Source organism: Luteimonas abyssi (genome assembly GCF_001482195.1).
Taxonomy (GTDB): Bacteria; Pseudomonadota; Gammaproteobacteria; order Xanthomonadales; family Xanthomonadaceae; genus Luteimonas; species Luteimonas abyssi.
Map to the genome: position 1 here is coordinate 3,597,804 of NZ_KQ759763.1, position 16,543 is coordinate 3,614,346.

General features: G+C 67.2%; 15 protein-coding genes. 10 read left to right on the top strand and 5 right to left on the bottom strand.

Annotation, left to right across the window (positions count from 1 at the left end):
• Positions 1 to 7: 7 nt before the first annotated feature.
• From RG19_RS15475 to rpmH, 4 genes are all read right to left on the bottom strand, one after another.
• On the bottom strand, positions 8 to 586 hold the full coding sequence (locus RG19_RS15475) for a hypothetical protein (protein WP_157515298.1): 579 nt from the start codon (positions 584 to 586) through the stop codon (positions 8 to 10).
• A 335-nt stretch (positions 587 to 921) separates the two neighbouring features.
• On the bottom strand, positions 922 to 2,649 hold the full coding sequence (gene yidC, locus RG19_RS15480; protein ID WP_058836058.1) for a membrane protein insertase YidC: 1,728 nt from the start codon (positions 2,647 to 2,649) through the stop codon (positions 922 to 924).
• A gap of 13 nt (positions 2,650 to 2,662) precedes the next feature.
• Positions 2,663 to 3,091: a ribonuclease P protein component gene (rnpA, locus tag RG19_RS15485; RefSeq protein ID WP_058836670.1), complete on the bottom strand. Its 429-nt coding sequence runs from the start codon at positions 3,089 to 3,091 to the stop codon at positions 2,663 to 2,665.
• 58 nt (positions 3,092 to 3,149) lie between these two features.
• Positions 3,150 to 3,290: a 50S ribosomal protein L34 gene (gene rpmH / locus RG19_RS15490; RefSeq protein WP_058836059.1), complete on the bottom strand. Its 141-nt coding sequence runs from the start codon at positions 3,288 to 3,290 to the stop codon at positions 3,150 to 3,152.
• Positions 3,291 to 3,513: 223 nt separating this feature from the next.
• Between rpmH and dnaA the strand changes: the two genes are divergently transcribed.
• The 10 genes from dnaA (at position 3,514) to RG19_RS15540 (ending at position 15,442) form a co-directional block, all read left to right on the top strand.
• A complete protein-coding gene (gene dnaA, locus RG19_RS15495; protein ID WP_058836060.1) occupies positions 3,514 to 4,848 on the top strand; it encodes a chromosomal replication initiator protein DnaA in 1,335 nt (444 codons plus the stop codon).
• A 261-nt stretch (positions 4,849 to 5,109) separates the two neighbouring features.
• The gene (gene dnaN, locus RG19_RS15500) at positions 5,110 to 6,210 is read left to right on the top strand and encodes a DNA polymerase III subunit beta (RefSeq protein WP_058836671.1); all 1,101 of its coding nucleotides are present in this window, start codon (positions 5,110 to 5,112) and stop codon (positions 6,208 to 6,210) included.
• A gap of 809 nt (positions 6,211 to 7,019) precedes the next feature.
• Positions 7,020 to 8,159: a DNA replication/repair protein RecF gene (gene recF, locus RG19_RS15505; protein WP_058836061.1), complete on the top strand. Its 1,140-nt coding sequence runs from the start codon at positions 7,020 to 7,022 to the stop codon at positions 8,157 to 8,159.
• A gap of 88 nt (positions 8,160 to 8,247) precedes the next feature.
• Positions 8,248 to 10,698, top strand: a complete 2,451-nt coding sequence (gene gyrB, locus RG19_RS15510) for a DNA topoisomerase (ATP-hydrolyzing) subunit B (RefSeq protein WP_058836062.1) — start codon at positions 8,248 to 8,250, stop codon at positions 10,696 to 10,698.
• An 84-nt stretch (positions 10,699 to 10,782) separates the two neighbouring features.
• Positions 10,783 to 11,589 carry a M48 family metallopeptidase gene (locus tag RG19_RS15515; protein ID WP_058836063.1) on the top strand — a complete coding sequence of 269 codons (807 nt, stop codon included), beginning with the start codon at positions 10,783 to 10,785 and terminating at the stop codon, positions 11,587 to 11,589.
• A gap of 81 nt (positions 11,590 to 11,670) precedes the next feature.
• Positions 11,671 to 12,891 carry a tetratricopeptide repeat protein gene (locus RG19_RS15520; protein ID WP_058836064.1) on the top strand — a complete coding sequence of 407 codons (1,221 nt, stop codon included), beginning with the start codon at positions 11,671 to 11,673 and terminating at the stop codon, positions 12,889 to 12,891.
• Positions 12,892 to 13,048: 157 nt separating this feature from the next.
• Complete coding sequence (locus RG19_RS15525; RefSeq protein WP_058836065.1) at positions 13,049 to 13,717, top strand: energy transducer TonB; 669 nt, start codon at positions 13,049 to 13,051, stop codon at positions 13,715 to 13,717.
• Positions 13,718 to 13,799: 82 nt separating this feature from the next.
• Positions 13,800 to 14,564, top strand: a complete 765-nt coding sequence (locus tag RG19_RS15530; protein ID WP_058836066.1) for a MotA/TolQ/ExbB proton channel family protein — start codon at positions 13,800 to 13,802, stop codon at positions 14,562 to 14,564.
• Positions 14,565 to 14,593: 29 nt separating this feature from the next.
• The gene (locus RG19_RS15535; protein ID WP_058836067.1) at positions 14,594 to 15,013 is read left to right on the top strand and encodes an ExbD/TolR family protein; all 420 of its coding nucleotides are present in this window, start codon (positions 14,594 to 14,596) and stop codon (positions 15,011 to 15,013) included.
• A 15-nt stretch (positions 15,014 to 15,028) separates the two neighbouring features.
• On the top strand, positions 15,029 to 15,442 hold the full coding sequence (locus tag RG19_RS15540) for an ExbD/TolR family protein (RefSeq protein ID WP_058836068.1): 414 nt from the start codon (positions 15,029 to 15,031) through the stop codon (positions 15,440 to 15,442).
• A gap of 320 nt (positions 15,443 to 15,762) precedes the next feature.
• Here RG19_RS15540 and RG19_RS15545 read toward each other — a convergent pair whose 3' ends face one another.
• On the bottom strand, positions 15,763 to 16,533 hold the full coding sequence (locus tag RG19_RS15545; RefSeq protein WP_058836069.1) for a pyridoxine 5'-phosphate synthase: 771 nt from the start codon (positions 16,531 to 16,533) through the stop codon (positions 15,763 to 15,765).
• Positions 16,534 to 16,543: the final 10 nt, after the last annotated feature.

Here is a 16,543-nt window from a genome sequence, read left to right on the forward strand (position 1 = left end):
GCGCGCCTCAATCGTCCCGTACGGCCGTCTCTCCGATCCGCAGACGGAGCGACAGTTCGGCCAGGAGATCGGCGAAATCCTCGCGGGCGAGCTTCTCGTCGCCCAACTCCCGACGGGCGCCGGACAATGCCTGGCGGATGCTGTCCTGGCCTGCCTGCATCTCGGCGGCCAATTGCGCGCCGACGTCGCGCAGGCGCGCTTCGGTCGCGGCGAGCTCGGCCTCCAGCCGCTGCTGGCGCGACAGGGCGTCGTCACGCTGGGTGCGCAGCGCCAGGGACAGCCGGTTTTCGGCGTCGTCCAAGGCGGCGATCCGCGCCTGCCCCTCATCGTGAAGCTGGGTCGCCAGTCCGTCCAGCTTGGCCATGACACGGCCTTCGAGCGCGGTGACCCGTCGCTCCATGTCCGCCGCGATGCGCTGGATCGCCTCGTCGAGGCGTGCGGCGGTGTCGCGATGACGACGCTCCAGGTCGCGGACCGCGCCCCCGAACATCAGTTCGCGGACCTGCGCCATCTTGTCGTCGGCAGAATCCGGCACCGGTGCCTGCCCGTTCGTCGATGCTTGTTCCTTGGGTTCTTCCCTAGCCATCCCGGCATGCTCCTTCGCGTGCCCCCCACTCGAAAGACCTCAGACGGCCCCACCTGCACGATCCGGCAGACCCGACCTCAGCTTCCATCGTTTCGCACTCGCGGAATGCGCTGAATCGGCAGGCGAATCACGCGCGGAGCGACGAAACTCGATAGGCATGGACAGTCCACCTGTCCGTGACATACCTATCATTTTCTAACATTCCTACCACCGCCACCATCCCACGATGTCGCTAGCGGAAGACCGCGGTTCATCCACAGCGTTCCGCCCGACCAAGTGAAAACGCCCCTGCGATCGGCGGATCGCAGGGGCGTTCTTCGTGGCGGCTCGACCGATCAGGCCTTGGCGGGCTTGGCCGGCTGATCCGCGTACTTGCGGATCAGCCACCACTGCTGCAGCAGACCCAGCGCGCCGTTGGTCACCCAGTACAGCACCAGGCCGGCGGGGAAGAAGACCATGATCACGCCGAACACCAGCGGCATGAACATCATGATCCGCTGCTGCATCGGATCCATGCCGGTCATCGGGCTGAGCTTCTGCGTGGCCCACATCACCGCCATGTTGACCACCGGCAGGATGAAGAAGGGATCGCGCGCGGTCAGGTCCTGGATCCACAGCATCCACGGTGCGTGGCGCAGCTCCACCGACTCCAGCAGCACCCAGTACAGGGCGAAGAAGATCGGCATCTGCAGCAGGATCGGCAGGCAGCCGCCGACCGGGTTGATCTTCTCCTTCTTGTAGAGCTCCATCATCGCCATCTGGAACTTCTGGCGGTCGTCGCCGTAGCGCTCCTTGAGCTGCTGGATGCGCGGCTGGAACTTGCGCATCTTCGCCATCGACTTGTACTGCGCCTGCGACAGCGGGAACAGGGCGATCTTGACCACGACCACCAGGCCGACGATCGCCCAGCCCCAGTTGTTGAACAGGCCGTGCATCAGATCGAGCAGGCGGAACAGCCATTCGCCCAGCACCGCCATGATGGTGAAGCGGGAGTAATCCACCGCGCGATCGAGCCCGCGCACATCTTCGGCCCGGATCAGACTGACCAGCTTCGGACCGACCCAGAGGCGCGCCGTGGTCACCGCGGTTTCGCCGGGCGCGACGTTCACGCCGGGACCGAGTTCGCGGATCAGATGCGGGCTGCGCGCGCCGGCGCCGTCGACGTGCAGCGAGACCGTGGTCTCGGCGTCGCCTTCGGGGATCCACGCGGTGAAGAAGTGGTGCTGGAGCAAGGCGATCCAGCCGCCGGTACCGCGCTGGTTGACGCCACCGTCGTCGGTGAAGTCGGCGAACTTGCGTCGACCGAAGCCGTCCTGGGTGGTGTGCCAGACGCCGCCGTTGAGGCTGAACGACTCCGGATCGGGATTCATCCAGTTGCCGGCGGTGATCGGCGGCACCTTGGTCAGCTGGCGATACACGAAGCCCTGCCACGCCTGCGCACCCTGGTTGACCACCTCGTCGCGCACCTCGAGCGCATAGCTGCCGCGGCGCATGGTGTAGGTGCGACGCACGGTCACGCCGTCGGGTCCGGTCCACACGAACGGGACGGCGACGCTGTCGCCGGCCTGGTCGAGCACGAACTCGCTCTGCCCGCTCTCGGGAACGAACGTGGCTTCATGGGTCGGGGCGGTGCTGGTGCCGCTGACCCAGCCGACCTGGGCGGCGTAGAACGACGCGGGATCCTGGTTGAACAGGGTGACCGGCGGACTGCCTTCGTCGCGCGTCTGCGGATAGGCGAGCAGGTCGGCCGCGACGACGTTGCCGCGCTCCAGGGTCAGGCGCAGCACATCACTGGTGATGGTCACCGGCGTGCCGCCGGCGGCCGTAGCGCTGGCCGACGGGGCGGCGCCGGGCGCGGGCGGCGCCTCGGGCACCGTGTTCGGGGCCGCCGGTGTCGTCGCGGACGGGGCCTCGGGAACGGCGCCGGCCGGCACGTCGGGCGCGGTCTGCGCCGTGGGCGTCGCGGTGGCGGCGGGCGCGGTGCTCTCCCGGCTCCATTCCATCCACAGCAGCGTCGCCACCATCAACCAGGCGAGGATCAGGAAGGTACGGGTCTGGTTCATCGGGCAGGCACGCTCATCCGCCGGTGGAGACCGGCGCGGTCGAAGAAGGGGGGGACGGGGTTGGTTCGGCGGGCATTGTGCCGCCCACCCCGCGGAGGGGCAACGCACGGGCCCGCTGCAGCAGCTGTTCGAAGCCGCTGCGCAGCGCGTCGTTGTCGGCCTGGCGCGCGGCGACGCGCGCGACGATCACATACGCGCCCGGCGGCAGTTCGCCACGCAACCGCCGGAACTGATCGCGCAGCACACGCTTGATGCGGTTGCGGCCGACCGCATGCGGGTCGACTTTCCTGGACACGGCCAGCCCCAGCCGCCCGGCGTCGCCGTCGGCGAACCAGTGCAGGGCCATCAGGGGAGACGCGACGCGGCGACCGTGCTTGAACACACGATCGAACTCTGCGCGCGCGCGAACACGCGCCTGCTTCGGAAAGCCGGCGGACGTCATCGACGAACGGAGTCGCAGCGGGTCGCATGCCATGCCGGCACGCGACCACAGCCTGCGATCAGGCGCAGAGGCGCTTGCGGCCCTTGGCGCGGCGACGGGCGAGGATCTTGCGGCCGTCAGCGGTCTTCATGCGGGCACGGAAACCGTGGTCGCGCTTGCGCTTCAGGTTGCTGGGTTGGTAGGTGCGCTTGGTGGCCATGGGGATGCTCGTTGCATGGACGCGACGGAAAGAACCGGCGATTCTAGCCAGCCTGCGGGGGGTGCGTCAACGGCGCATGAAACAGCGCCGTCTGCCGCCGGGCGTGTCGCGGGCAGACCGCTGCCGTGGCGGGGGTGCGATGATAGTCTGCCGCCCCACCCTGCGCCCGCGCGCCGTGACATCGCCGTCGCGGGGCCGCCGGCCGATTGCAGAACGACCCCGAATGGATGTCTGGCCCCGCTGTCTCGAACGTCTCGAAGCCGAATTCCCGGCCGAGGACGTGCACACCTGGTTGAAGCCGCTGCAGGCCACGCAGCGCGACGACACCACCGTGCTCTACGCTCCCAACGCCTTCGTCCGCGACGAAGTCCGCGCACGCTATCTCGCCCGTATCCGCGAACTGCTGCAGCATTTCGCCGGCAACGGCGACGTCGCGCTCGAAATCGGCTCGATGCCGCGCGCCACGGCGCCCGTCACACCGACCTTCGCCGACGCTGCGCCGGCCGCGGCCCTGGCGGTACCGTCGGAACCGTTCGTCGGCAATCTGGACAGCCACTACACCTTCGAGAACTTCGTCGAGGGCCGCAGCAACCAGCTCGGTCGCGCCGCGGCGTTGCAGGCCGCGCAGAAGCCCGGCGATCGCGCGCACAACCCATTGTTGCTGTACGGCAGCACCGGCCTGGGCAAGACCCACCTGATGTTCGCTGCGGGCAATGCGATGCGCACCGCGAACCCGGCCATGCGCGTGCTCTACCTGCGCTCCGAGCAATTCTTCAGCGCGATGATGAAGGCGCTGCAGGAACGCGCCATGGATGCGTTCAAACGCCAGTTCCAGAGCGTGGACGCGTTGCTGATCGACGACATCCAGTTCTTCGCCGGCAAGGAGCGCACCCAGGAAGAGTTCTTCCACACCTTCAACGCGCTGTTCGACGGCCGCCAGCAGATCATCATGACCTGCGACCGGTTTCCGCGCGAAGTCGAAGGGCTGGAGCCGCGCCTGAAGTCGCGTCTCGCCTGGGGCCTGTCGGTCGCGATCGATCCGCCCGACTTCGAGACCCGTGCGCAGATCGTGCTGTCCAAGGCGCGCGAGCGCGGTGCGCAGATCCCCGAAGACGTGGCGTTCCTGATCGCGAAGAAGATGCGCTCGAACGTCCGCGACCTCGAGGGAGCGCTCAATACGCTCGCAGCGCGCGCGAACTTCACCGGCCGCGCCATCACCCAGGAGTTCGCCCAGGAGACCCTGCGCGACCTGTTGCGCGCGCAGATGCACAGTGTCGGCATCCCTAACATCCAGAAGACCGTGGCAGACTACTACGGCCTGCAGATCAAGGACTTGCTGTCGAAGCGACGCACCCGTTCGCTGGCCCGCCCCCGACAGGTGGCGATGGCCCTGGCGAAGGAGCTGACCGAACACAGCCTGCCCGAGATCGGGGACGCCTTCGCGGGGCGCGACCACACCACCGTGCTTCATGCCTGCCGCCAGATTCGCAGCCTGCAGGAGACCGATGGCAAGCTCCGCGAGGACTGGGACAAGCTGATCCGCAAACTCAGTGAGTAACCCGTCCACAACCGGCCTCTCGGCGACCCCGTGCAGAACTGCGGGAGAACCTGTGGACAAGTCGGAGACCGGACGCGGCGACCGAAGTTGTCCACAGGTTGTCTCCAAGCCGGCTCAAGTTGTCCACCTGCTTTCGATGTCTGTTTTTTGTTTTTGATTCAACGACTTAGGATGCTAGTCCACGGATTTTCCGGACTCCATCACCACCGCTTTTTAGATTTATCCAATATTTGATACATGGGCATGGGGGATATCGCGAACATGCGTTTCAGTCTTCAACGTGAAGTCTTCCTGCGGCCCCTGGCCCAGGTGGTCAATGTCGTCGAGCGGCGTCAGACACTGCCCGTACTCGCCAATCTGCTGGTCCAGGTCAGCGACGGTCAGCTGTCGTTGACCGGTACCGATCTCGAAGTGGAGATGGTCGCGCGCACGGCGGTCGACGACGCCCAGGATGGCGAGACGACCATCCCCGCACGCAAGCTGTTCGAGATCGTTCGGGCGCTGCCGGATGGGAGCAAGGTCACCATCAGTCAGTCCGGCGACAAGATCTCGGTGCAGGCCGGGCGCAGCCGGTTCAGCCTGGCCAGCCTGCCGGCGAACGACTTCCCGTCGATCGACGATGTCGAGACCACCGAGCGCGTCCAGGTCGCCGAAGCGGCGCTGAAGGAATTGATCGAGCGCACCGCGTTCGCCATGGCCCAGCAGGACGTCCGTTATTACCTCAATGGCCTGTTGTTCGATCTGGCCGAGCAGCGCCTGCGTTGCGTGGCGACCGACGGCCACCGCCTCGCCTTGTGCGAAGCGGATCTGGATGCGCAGGTCGCGACGAAGCGGCAGATCATCGTCCCGCGCAAGGGCGTGCAGGAACTGCAGCGGTTGCTGGAAGGCGGCGACCGCGTGCTGGAACTGGAGATGGACCGCAGCCATTTGCGGGTCAAGCGCGACGATGTCACGTTCACCTCGAAGCTCATCGACGGCAAGTTCCCCGATTACGAAGCGGTGATTCCGATCGGTGCGGACCGCGAAGTCGCGGTGGATCGCGAAGTGCTGCGTGCGGCGCTGCAGCGTGCGGCGATCCTGTCGAATGAGAAGTACCGTGGCGTGCGGGTCGAGGTTTCGCCCGGTCAGCTCAAGATCAGCGCGCACAACCCGGAGCAGGAAGAGGCGCAGGAAGAGGTCGAGGCCGATACCAAGGTCGAGGATCTCGCGATCGGCTTCAACGTGAATTACCTCATGGATGCGCTGGGCGCATTGCGCGGCGAGGAAATCGTGCTGCAGCTGCGCGACGCCAACTCCTCCGCGCTCGTGCGCGAGTCGGCGAATGCCAAGTCGCGTCACGTGGTGATGCCGCTGCGCCTCTGAGCGATGTTTCACGTGGAACACGCGAAAGACCCGGCTTCGGCCGGGTTTTTCTTTGGTCGGCTCGGAGGCCCCGGTCCGTCTGCCGGAATTGTCGTGCCGGTTCCCCATGATGGTCGCGGTCGGGCCCGATGGCGGTCTGGTATGGGCCGCAGCCGCCGGCGGTCCCTGCTCTCCGAGACTTGAACGTGGGCCACGGTGAGACGTGTCCGCGACCGGGCTGTGGGTGGCTCAGCGCGTACCCGATCCGCCGGGTCGTCCCATCGGGGCGGAGGCGAGCTCTGGCTGCGGAGCGCGGGTGCGTCGTGTCGGGCGCAGGCTGGGGCCGGAAGACGCGTGGCGCAGCGGCCCATCCGGAGCGCAGCAATCAGGGCGCGGCGGTTCACATCGGCCGGTGGCTGCTCTGGGAAGTGAGCCGACGCACGGGCTGACCCGCGAGGCACGGCGGGCTGAAGGGCGCACGGGAGAGTGCGTGGCCTGCCGCAGGTGGCGTGTCTCCGAATTGCGGGCCGGACGACCGGGGTGGGCTCCTGATGATCGTCGGGCGACGCATCTGCTTGTCGTCGCGGGGTTGGGGAACGCCTTCGCCGGCGTGGGCCCTGACGTGTGTTGGCGCCGCGTGGGCTGGAGGTCGGGTTCCTCAGGAGGCTCCACCGCATCAGGGCGGGATGCGCCGGACGCCCGAAGCTGCGATCGTCCCCTGCTCGATCGCGCCACGCCGCCTCGTGACCGGGGCCGGGCAGCTACACTGTCGCGCCGCCGTCTCCCGCTCGCGACCTTCCCTTCCTGGCCCTGCTCCGCCCTTCACTGCCGTGCCCATTTCTCGCCTGCATATCCGTAACGTTCGACGTCTGGTCGAGGTCGAGCTTCATCCGGGACCCGGTGTGAACTTGTTGGTGGGGCCCAACGGAGCGGGAAAGACCAGCGTGCTGGAGGCGTTGCACCTGATGGCCTACGGGCGGAGTTTCCGTGGACGGGTGCGCGACGGCCTGATCCGGACCGGCGCCGATGCCCTGGAAGTCTTCGTGGCCTGGGATGCCGCCGATGGCCGCGGCCCGCGCCGGGCCGGCCTGCGCCATGCAGGCGATCGCTGGGATGGTCGGGTGGACGGCGAGCCGGTGGACCAGCTGGGTACGCTCTGCGCTGCGTTGGCCGTGGTGAGCTTCGAGCCCGGTAGTCACGCGCTGGTCTCGGGCGGAGGCGAACCCCGACGCCGTTTCCTCGATTGGGGTTTGTTCCACGTGGAACATGATTTCGTGCCCGCCTGGCGGCGTTATGCGCGTGCGCTCCGTCAGCGTAATGCCCTGCTCAAGGCGGGCCGCCCCGATACGGAGCTCGAACCGTGGGAGCGCGAAATGGCGCACGCGGGCGAATCCATGACGCATGCACGTGCGGTCTACCTGGATCATCTCCAGGACGCACTGATGGACCTGCTGCCCCAGCTCGCACCCTCCCTGGGGCGTGTTGCGTTGGAGTTCCAGCCGGGCTGGAAGCGGCAGGAGCTTTCGCTGGGCGATGCCCTGCTGGTCGCACGCGGCCGCGATCGTCTGGTCGGCCATTCCACGGTCGGTCCCCATCGCAGCGACTGGCGCGTTTCCGTGGGCGCGGCCCCCTCGGGAGAGGCGCTCTCGCGTGGGCAGGCCAAACTCGTGGCCTTGTCGTGTCTCCTCGCCCAGGCCCGGCACCTGGCCGCCACCCTGGGCGCCTGGCCCGTCGTCGTGCTGGACGACCTGGCCTCCGAACTCGACAGCGACCATCGGACGCGTGTGTTGCAGCTGCTGGACGCGACCGGCGCGCAGGTCTTCGTCAGCGGGACCGATCGCGACCTTCTGCCGTTGCCGGGTCGCCGCCCCACCACGATGTTCCACGTGGAACAGGGCCGCGTCGAGCCGGAACCGGCGCCATCTCGAGCCGTCGGGTCATCCGGGGCGTCAGGGCCCGCGGTGGTATAATTCGTATCCCTGTCTCGCCTGCTCCACGCGCCTTCGGCATCCTGCCGCCCGGCCCGTCCGCAGGCCGTGTCCGGACCGACGAGAGCGCATGACCGACGAGCAGATTCCCGAGCCGACCGCCGCTGGCGGTACCACGTACGACTCTAGCAAGATCACCGTGCTTCGCGGCCTGGAAGCGGTCCGCAAGCGGCCGGGCATGTACATCGGCGATGTCCACGACGGCACCGGCTTGCACCACATGGTGTTCGAGGTGGTGGACAACTCGGTCGACGAGGCGCTGGCCGGCCATGCCGACGACATCGTGGTGACCATCCACCTGGATGGCTCGGTGTCGGTCTCGGACAACGGCCGCGGCGTGCCGGTCGACATCCACAAGGAAGAAGGCGTGTCCGCGGCCGAGGTCATCCTCACCGTGCTGCACGCCGGCGGCAAGTTCGACGACAACAGCTACAAGGTCTCCGGCGGCCTGCACGGCGTGGGCGTGTCCGTGGTCAATGCGCTGTCCGAGCACCTGTGGCTGGAGATCTGGCGCGACGGCTTCCACCACCGCCAGGAATACGCGCTCGGCGAGCCGCTGTATCCGCTCGAACGCCTGGAGGCGTCCGAGCGCCGCGGCACCACGCTGCGCTTCAAGCCCTCGGTGGAAATCTTCTCCGACGTCGAGTTCCACTACGACATCCTGGCCCGCCGCCTGCGCGAACTGTCGTTCCTGAACTCGGGGGTGCGCATCACCCTCGTGGACGAGCGGGGCGAGGGGCGCCGCGACACCTTCGAGTACGAGGGCGGGATCAAGTCCTTCGTGGAACATCTGGCGCAGCTCAAGACGCCGTTGCACCACAGCGTGATCGCGGTATCCGGCGAGCACAACGGGATCAGCGTCGAGGTCGCCCTGCAGTGGACCGACGCCTACCAGGAAACGATGTTCTGTTTCACCAACAACATCCCGCAGAAGGACGGCGGTACCCATCTGCAAGGGTTCCGTGCGGCGCTGACCCGCACGCTCAGCCAATACATCGAACAGAACGGCATCGCCAAGCAGGCCAAGGTGGCGCTGTCGGGCGACGACATGCGCGAAGGCATGATCGCCGTGCTGTCGGTGAAGGTGCCGGATCCGAGCTTTTCCTCGCAGACCAAGGAGAAGCTCGTCTCATCCGACGTGAGACCGGCTGTTGAGAGCTCGTTCGGCGCACGTTTGGAGGAGTTCCTGCAGGAGAACCCCAACGAAGCCCGTGCCATCGCCGGCAAGATCGTCGATGCCGCGCGCGCGCGCGAGGCGGCCCGCAAGGCCCGCGACCTCACCCGCCGCAAGGGCGCGCTGGATATCGCCGGCCTGCCGGGCAAGCTGGCCGACTGCCAGGAAAAGGATCCGGCGCTCTCCGAGCTGTTCATCGTCGAGGGCGACTCCGCAGGCGGTTCGGCCAAGCAGGGACGCAACCGCAAGACCCAGGCGATCCTGCCGCTGAAGGGCAAGATCCTCAACGTCGAGCGCGCGCGCTTCGACCGCATGTTGTCCAGCGCCGAGGTCGGCACGCTGATCACCGCGCTGGGCACCGGTATCGGCAAGGACGAGTACAACCCGGACAAGTTGCGCTACCACCGCATCATCCTGATGACCGATGCTGACGTCGACGGCAGCCACATCCGCACCCTGCTGCTGACGTTCTTCTACCGGCAGATGCCGGAACTGATCGAGCGCGGGCACATCTACATCGGCCTGCCGCCGCTGTACAAGATCAAGCAGGGACGCACCGAACTCTATCTCAAGGACGATGCCGCGCTCGACGCCTATCTGGCCGGGAATGCCGTCGAAGGCGCCGCGCTGGTGCCGGCCGAAGGCGAGCCCGGGATCGAGGGCGCGCAGCTGGAGAAGCTGTTGCTGGCCTATGCCCGCGCACGCGAGGCGATCGCCCGCAACGCGCACCGCTACGAGCCGGCATTGCTGGAAGCGCTGATCGACTTCACGCCACTGGATCCGGAACGCCTGAAGGCCAACATCGACGAGCGTGCCGAACTCGATGCGCTGGAAGGCCGCCTCAACCGGGGCGGGCTGGGTCGGCCGGTCTATCGCCTCGGAATCCAGACCGACGCCGAAGGCCGTCCCACCGCACTGCTGGCCACCCGCCGACACATGGGCATGGAACAGCAGCAGGTGCTGCCGCTGGCCGCGCTGGAAAGCGGCGAGCTGCGGGCCGTGCGCGAGGCCGCCGAACTGCTGCACGGCCTGGTCCGCGAAGGCGGGCAGATCGTGCGCGGCAACCGCACCCAGGCGGTGTCGAGCTTCGCCGAAGCCCAGACCTGGCTGTTCGACGAGGCCAAGAAGGGTCGCCAGATCCAGCGCTTCAAGGGCCTGGGCGAAATGAACCCGGAACAGTTGTGGGAAACCACGGTCAATCCGGACACCCGCCGCCTGCTGCAGGTGCGGATCGAGGATGCGGTGGCCGCGGATCAGATCTTCAGCACATTGATGGGCGACGTGGTGGAACCGCGCCGCGAGTTCATCGAGGACAACGCGCTGCGCGTGGCCAATCTCGACGTCTGAGGCCGGCGCCCGGCGACTGTGCTTGACGAGCCGTTAATCCTTGCCTGATTACAAGATCTGATCCTGCCTGCGGATACTCCAGCCATGAAGCCGATTCTCGCCGCGCTGGCCGCGGCGGTGCTCGCCACCGCCTGCGCCACCACGACCTCCCCGACCGGTCGCACCCAGTACGTCGGTGCCGTCTCCCAGGATCAGCTCAACCAGCTGGGTGAAAAAGCCTTCGCGGAGATGAAGGCGCAGGAGCGGGTGTCCAACGACACGCGCCAGAACGCCTACGTGAGCTGCGTGGTCAACGCGATCGTGCAGCAGCTGCCCGCGGCCGATCAGCGGATCCGCTGGGAATCGGCCGTCTTCGTCAACGACGAACCCAATGCCTTCGCCCTGCCCGGCGGCAAGGTCGGCATCAACACCGGCCTGTTCAAGGTCGCGCAGAACCAGGACCAGCTGGCGGCCGTGGTCGCTCACGAAATCGGCCACGTCATCGCCCGGCACCACGACGAACGCATCACCCGGCAGAGCGGCGCCAGCGGCGCGCTCAACGTGCTCGGCGCCGTACTCGGCTCGCGTTACGGCGAGGGGATTGGCAATGCAGCCGTCCAAGGTGGCAGTATTGCGGCGCAGGCAGGGTTCCTGCTGCCCGGTTCGCGGGCGCAGGAGAGCGAGGCCGATGTCGTCGGGCAACAGTGGATGGCAGCGGCAGGGTTCGATCCGCGGGCAGCGGTCAACCTGTGGCAGAACATGATCGCCGCCGGCGGCAATCGTCCGCCGCAGTGGCTGTCGACCCACCCCGATCCGCAGAGCCGCATCGGCGAGCTGCGGTCGCGCGCGGACGGATTGCTTCCCACGTGGGAGCAGGCACGCGCGGCGGGGCGTCGACCCCAGTGTGGCTGACAGGACGTTGGCAGAACCAACCCCCACCCGATGCACCGCGGCCCGGTGCCTCACATCGTCAGAACAGCTACAGGTGATTGCATGAACGCCACTCTCCATGCTCCGGCCCTGATCGCGCTCGCGGTCGCTGCCGTCCTCGGAACGGGTTCCGTCGCGGAGGTGCGCGCCGCCGTCCCCGCCCCGTCCAACCAGGTGTCCAGTCAGGACGCGCAGTGCCAGTCCCGTGAGCGCGGGTCGCGCGGTGGCAATCGTGCCGAGGAACTTTATCCCCAGGCCACCCGCCAGGCGCCCTCGGAGCGTGCCTCGTCGCGCATGGGCTCGCGCCTGTCCCGTCTCGGTGCCGCGTTCGACAAGGACGACAATGCCGGTGTGCGGCAGATGGCCGACGAAATCATCGCCGAGGAGCGCGCCAACAATTACGACCGCGCCTACGCGGCGCAGCTGGCCGCGAATGCCGCCTACAACGACGACGATCTCGTGGCGGCCAAGGCGTACCTGACCCGGACGGTCGAGCTCGACGCGCTCGACAACAACGGTCACTTCCAGTCGCTGATGATGCTGGCCCAGCTGCAGGCCCAGGACGACGAGCTCGACCAGGCGCTGGCCACGCTCGACCGCTACTTCGAAGGCAGCGGCAGCCAGCGTCCGGAAGACCTCGCACTCAAGGGTCAGATCCTGGCGCAGGCCGAGCGCGGCGCGGAGGCGATCCCGCTGCTGCAGCAGGCCATCGAGGCCTCGGAGAACCCGCAGGCGGGCTGGACCCAGGCGCTGATGGCGGCGTACCTGGAAACCGACAACACCGCCGAGGCGACCCGCCTGGCCGAACAGATCGCGTCGAACGCACCCGACGACAAGCGTTCCCAGCTCAACCTGGCGTCGATGTACATCCAGGCCGACGACACCGACCGCGCGATCGAGGTCATGGAGCGCCTGCGTTCGAGCGGGCAGCTCACCGAGGATCGCGAGTATCGCAACCTGTTCGCGCTGTATCTCAGCACGGACGGCGGCGAGGCGCGCGCGATCGAAGTGATCAACGACGGTCTCGCCAAGGGCGTGCTGGAAGAGAACCACCAGACCTACCTGGCGCTGGGTCAGGCCTATTACTTCTCGGACCAGCCCGGCCCGGCGATCGAGGCCTACCAGAAGGCCGCACCGTTGTCGTCGGATGGCGAAACCTATCTCAACCTAGCCAAGATCCTGGTCGGCGAGGATCGTGTGCCCGAGGCCAAGCAGGCTGCGCAGCAGGCGCTGGACAAGGGCGTTCGGAATCCTGAGGAAGCGCGACGGCTGATCGCGCTCTGACGCCATTGGTACCGCTCCCGGCCGCCGTGCCGGGGGTTGGTCCCAGGATGCGTTTTTGTTATAGACTTGGGGATTCGCGTCGTCGATTCAATAGAGACGCGGTTCCGAACCATCGACAGGGCACCTCGGTGTCCGGCCAGACTTGAGTTCCCCCCGCATGACGCAACGCTTGCAGAATCACAGATCGCGCGAAGACGAAGGTCTCAATTGGGCGCGTATCGCCGGTTTCACGATGGTCATTGCCATCCATGCGGCCGCCATCCTGTTGCTGATGGCTCCGGTGAATCCGCCTGGCGCCGGTCCCGACGAGGAAGAGGTCACCCAGGTGGTGATCATCGAGCCGCCGCCGCCGCCGCCCCCCCCGCCGCCGCCGCCGCCGGAACCGCCGGAGCCTGAGCCCGTCCAGGAGCTCTCGCCGCCGACGCCGACCCCGGTGCCGCCGCCGCCCGAACAGCCGCCGGTCGTGTTCGACACGCCGTCGCCGGTCGATACCCCGGCCCCGCCGCCCGCCCCGCCCGCGCCGCCTGCGCCGGTCACGGCGATGGAGGCCTCGGTCGACATCTCCTCGCGCAACATGAATCCGCCGCGCTACCCGCCGGCTGCCATGCGCGCGGGCATCGAAGGCACCGTCATCCTGATCGTCGAGATCGACGCCCAGGGCAACGTGCTCAACGTCAGCGTCGAAACCTCGAGCCGCAACCGCGATCTCGATCGTGCGGCGATGCAGGCCGCGCGCGGCTGGCGCTTCAATCCCGGTCGCGGCACCGACGGCCAGGCGGCCGGCGGTCGCGTCCGTGTGCCGGTCGACTTCAACCTCGGTGGCTGACGACAGTCGGTTACGAGTTTCAACCGCTCCATCTTCGCTCCACCCATAAGTCCAATCTTTTCAACATTCAAAGGTAAGCGTCATGCTGCAGGAATCTACCAACGCCCCTGTGTCCGGAGCCACCGACAACGCCGCGGCGATGACCCAGATGGGCTTCGCAGACATGCTTCAGCACATGGACATCGTCAACTGGACGGTCCTGTGCGTCCTGGTTGCCATGTCGGCGATGTCGATCTACTGGATCATCTTCAACTTCATCAAGAACACGCGCCTGAAGTCGTCTTCGGACCGCGTCATCAACACGTTCTGGGAAACCCCGAACGCCCAGGACGCGATCCGCTTCATGGAAGAGCAGCCGGCCAGCGAGCCGTTCTCCAAGGTCGCCCTCGACGCCGCCCAGGCCGCTGCGCACCATCAGCGTCATGAAGGTTCGCGTCTGGTCGAGTCGCTCAACCGCTCGGAGTTCGTGGACCGCGCCCTGCGCCAGGCCGTGACCCGCGAGTCGCTGCGTCTCGAGACCGGTCTGACCCTGCTCGCCACCGTCGGTTCGACCGCTCCGTTCGTCGGTCTGCTCGGCACCGTGTGGGGCATCTACCGCGCCCTGATCCGCATCGGCGCCAGCGGCCAGGCCGACATGGGCTCGGTGGCCGGTCCGGTGGGTGAGGCGCTGATCATGACCGCGATCGGTCTGGGTGTTGCGATCCCGGCGGTGCTGGGCTTCAACTTCTTCACCCGCTCCAACCGCATCACCAACAACAAGCTCGACACCTTCGCCCACGACCTGCACGACTTCTTCGCCACCGGTTCGCGCGTCGGCGAGGCAGCGCAGCCCCAGGCGCAGCGTTGATCACGTCGAAGTTCTGACGGAGTCCGGATATGGCTTTCAGCTCTAACGATGGTGGCGGCAAGCCGATGGCGGCGATCAACGTCGTCCCGTTGGTCGACGTGATGCTGGTGCTGCTCATCATCTTCATGGTCACCGCACCGTTGATGACGCATCGCGTCCAGGTCGAGCTTCCCGAAGCCACGCTGGATGAAGTGCCCGAAGGTGGTGCGGCTCCGCCCATCACCATCGCGGTCACGGAGCAGGGCAACGTGTACGTCAACGACGAACAGGTCAGCCTCGCGCAGTTGGAAAGTGTGCTGTCGGTGGAAGCTCAGAAGACACCGCAGCCGCCCATCAACATCCGTGGCGACCGGGCGACGCGTTATCGCGCCATCGACGAAGTGGTGACCATCGCGCAGGCCCAGGGCATGCGCAAGGTCGGCTTCGTCTCCACTGCCGAACCAAACTGAAGGAGGGCGGCAACCATGGCATTCAGTACAGGTGACGGCGACGGCCCAATGGCCGATATCAACATCATCCCGCTCGCGGACGTGATGTTGGTGCTGCTGATCATCTTCATGGTCACGGCCCTCAAGCCGGAAAAGCCGATCGATATCGATCTGCCGCAACGCTCGGTCGATCCGCCGGACAGCCCGGTGGATCCGCCGGAGCCGATCCGTCTGCGCATCGACGGCGCGAACCAGATCTACTGGAACGACAGCCCGGTGCCGGTTTCGGCATTGCGCAACATGATGGAATCCGAGGTCCAGCGCGATCCGACCAACCAGCCCACGCTGGAGATCGACGCCAGCCAGGATTCCGACTACGGCGTATTGGCCAAGGTCCTGGCCGAGGCGAAGAACGCCCAGATGCTCAAGATCGGCTTCATCAAGAGCTGACGTCGCAAGAAACCGGTCGGCGGCGCCGCAGCACGCCGTCGACCGAGATGCTTACCTACCTTTGAAACGCCGCCTCCGGGCGGCGTTTTTTTTGCTTCCGGAGTGCGGTCACGGCGCGGAGGCTGCCGCCGCTGGACGAGACCGGTCCGGTGTCGTGCCCGTGCGTTTCGAGCGTCGTCAGCGGTCGTCGTCCGGCGGGGCGGCCTGTTGCGTGTCGTGGCCGGCAAGAGCCTCCACGCCTCGAGCGTGCATCCGACGTATTCGGCGTTCCTCGATCCGCGTCAGGTGCGTCGCCGTCCCCGGACGGCGCGTCGAGACGGTCAGCGTCGTGCGGTCTCGAGGATCCGCAGGTAGCGGCCGACGGTCGGGGCGAGACCGTCGTAGAGCGCTTCGCCCACCAGTGCATGACCGATCGACACTTCCAGCACGTCCGGCACGGCCTCGACGAAGGCCCCCAGGTTGGCCTGGTTGAAGTCGTGGCCGGCATTCACGCCGAGGCCTGCGGCCTGGGCGCGGCGGGCGGTCCGCCCGGCTGCCGCCAGGATCGATGCGGCTTCGCCACGGGCGTGGGCGTCCGCATAAGGGCCGGTATAGAGCTCGATGCGATCGGCACCCAGCGCGGCCGCATGTTCCACCGCGGCATCGAGATCGGCGAACAGGCTGACCCGGCACCCGAGCGTCCGCAGCGCCTCGATCGGCGCGCGCAGGCGCTCGCCGTCCCGGACGAAATCGAAGCCGTGATCGGACGTGAGTTGCGTATCCGCGTCCGGCACCAGGGTCGCCTGTGCGGGACGAGCCTGCTCGCACAGGGCCAGGAAGCCCGGATAACCCGGGCGGGCGTCCGCGAAGGGATTGCCTTCGAGGTTGAACTCGACCCCACGTCGCCGGCACAGCGCGGCCAACGCGATCACATCGTCGGCGCGGGCGTGGCGAGCGTCGGGCCGGGGATGGACGGTGATGCCGTACGCGCCGGCATCCAGACAGGTTTCGGCCGCGCGCAGCAGATCGGGCTCGCCACCGCCGCGCGCGTTGCGCATCAACGCGATCTTGTTGAGATTCACGCTCAGGCGTGTCGGGCGGCGATCGGTCATCGAGGCGAGT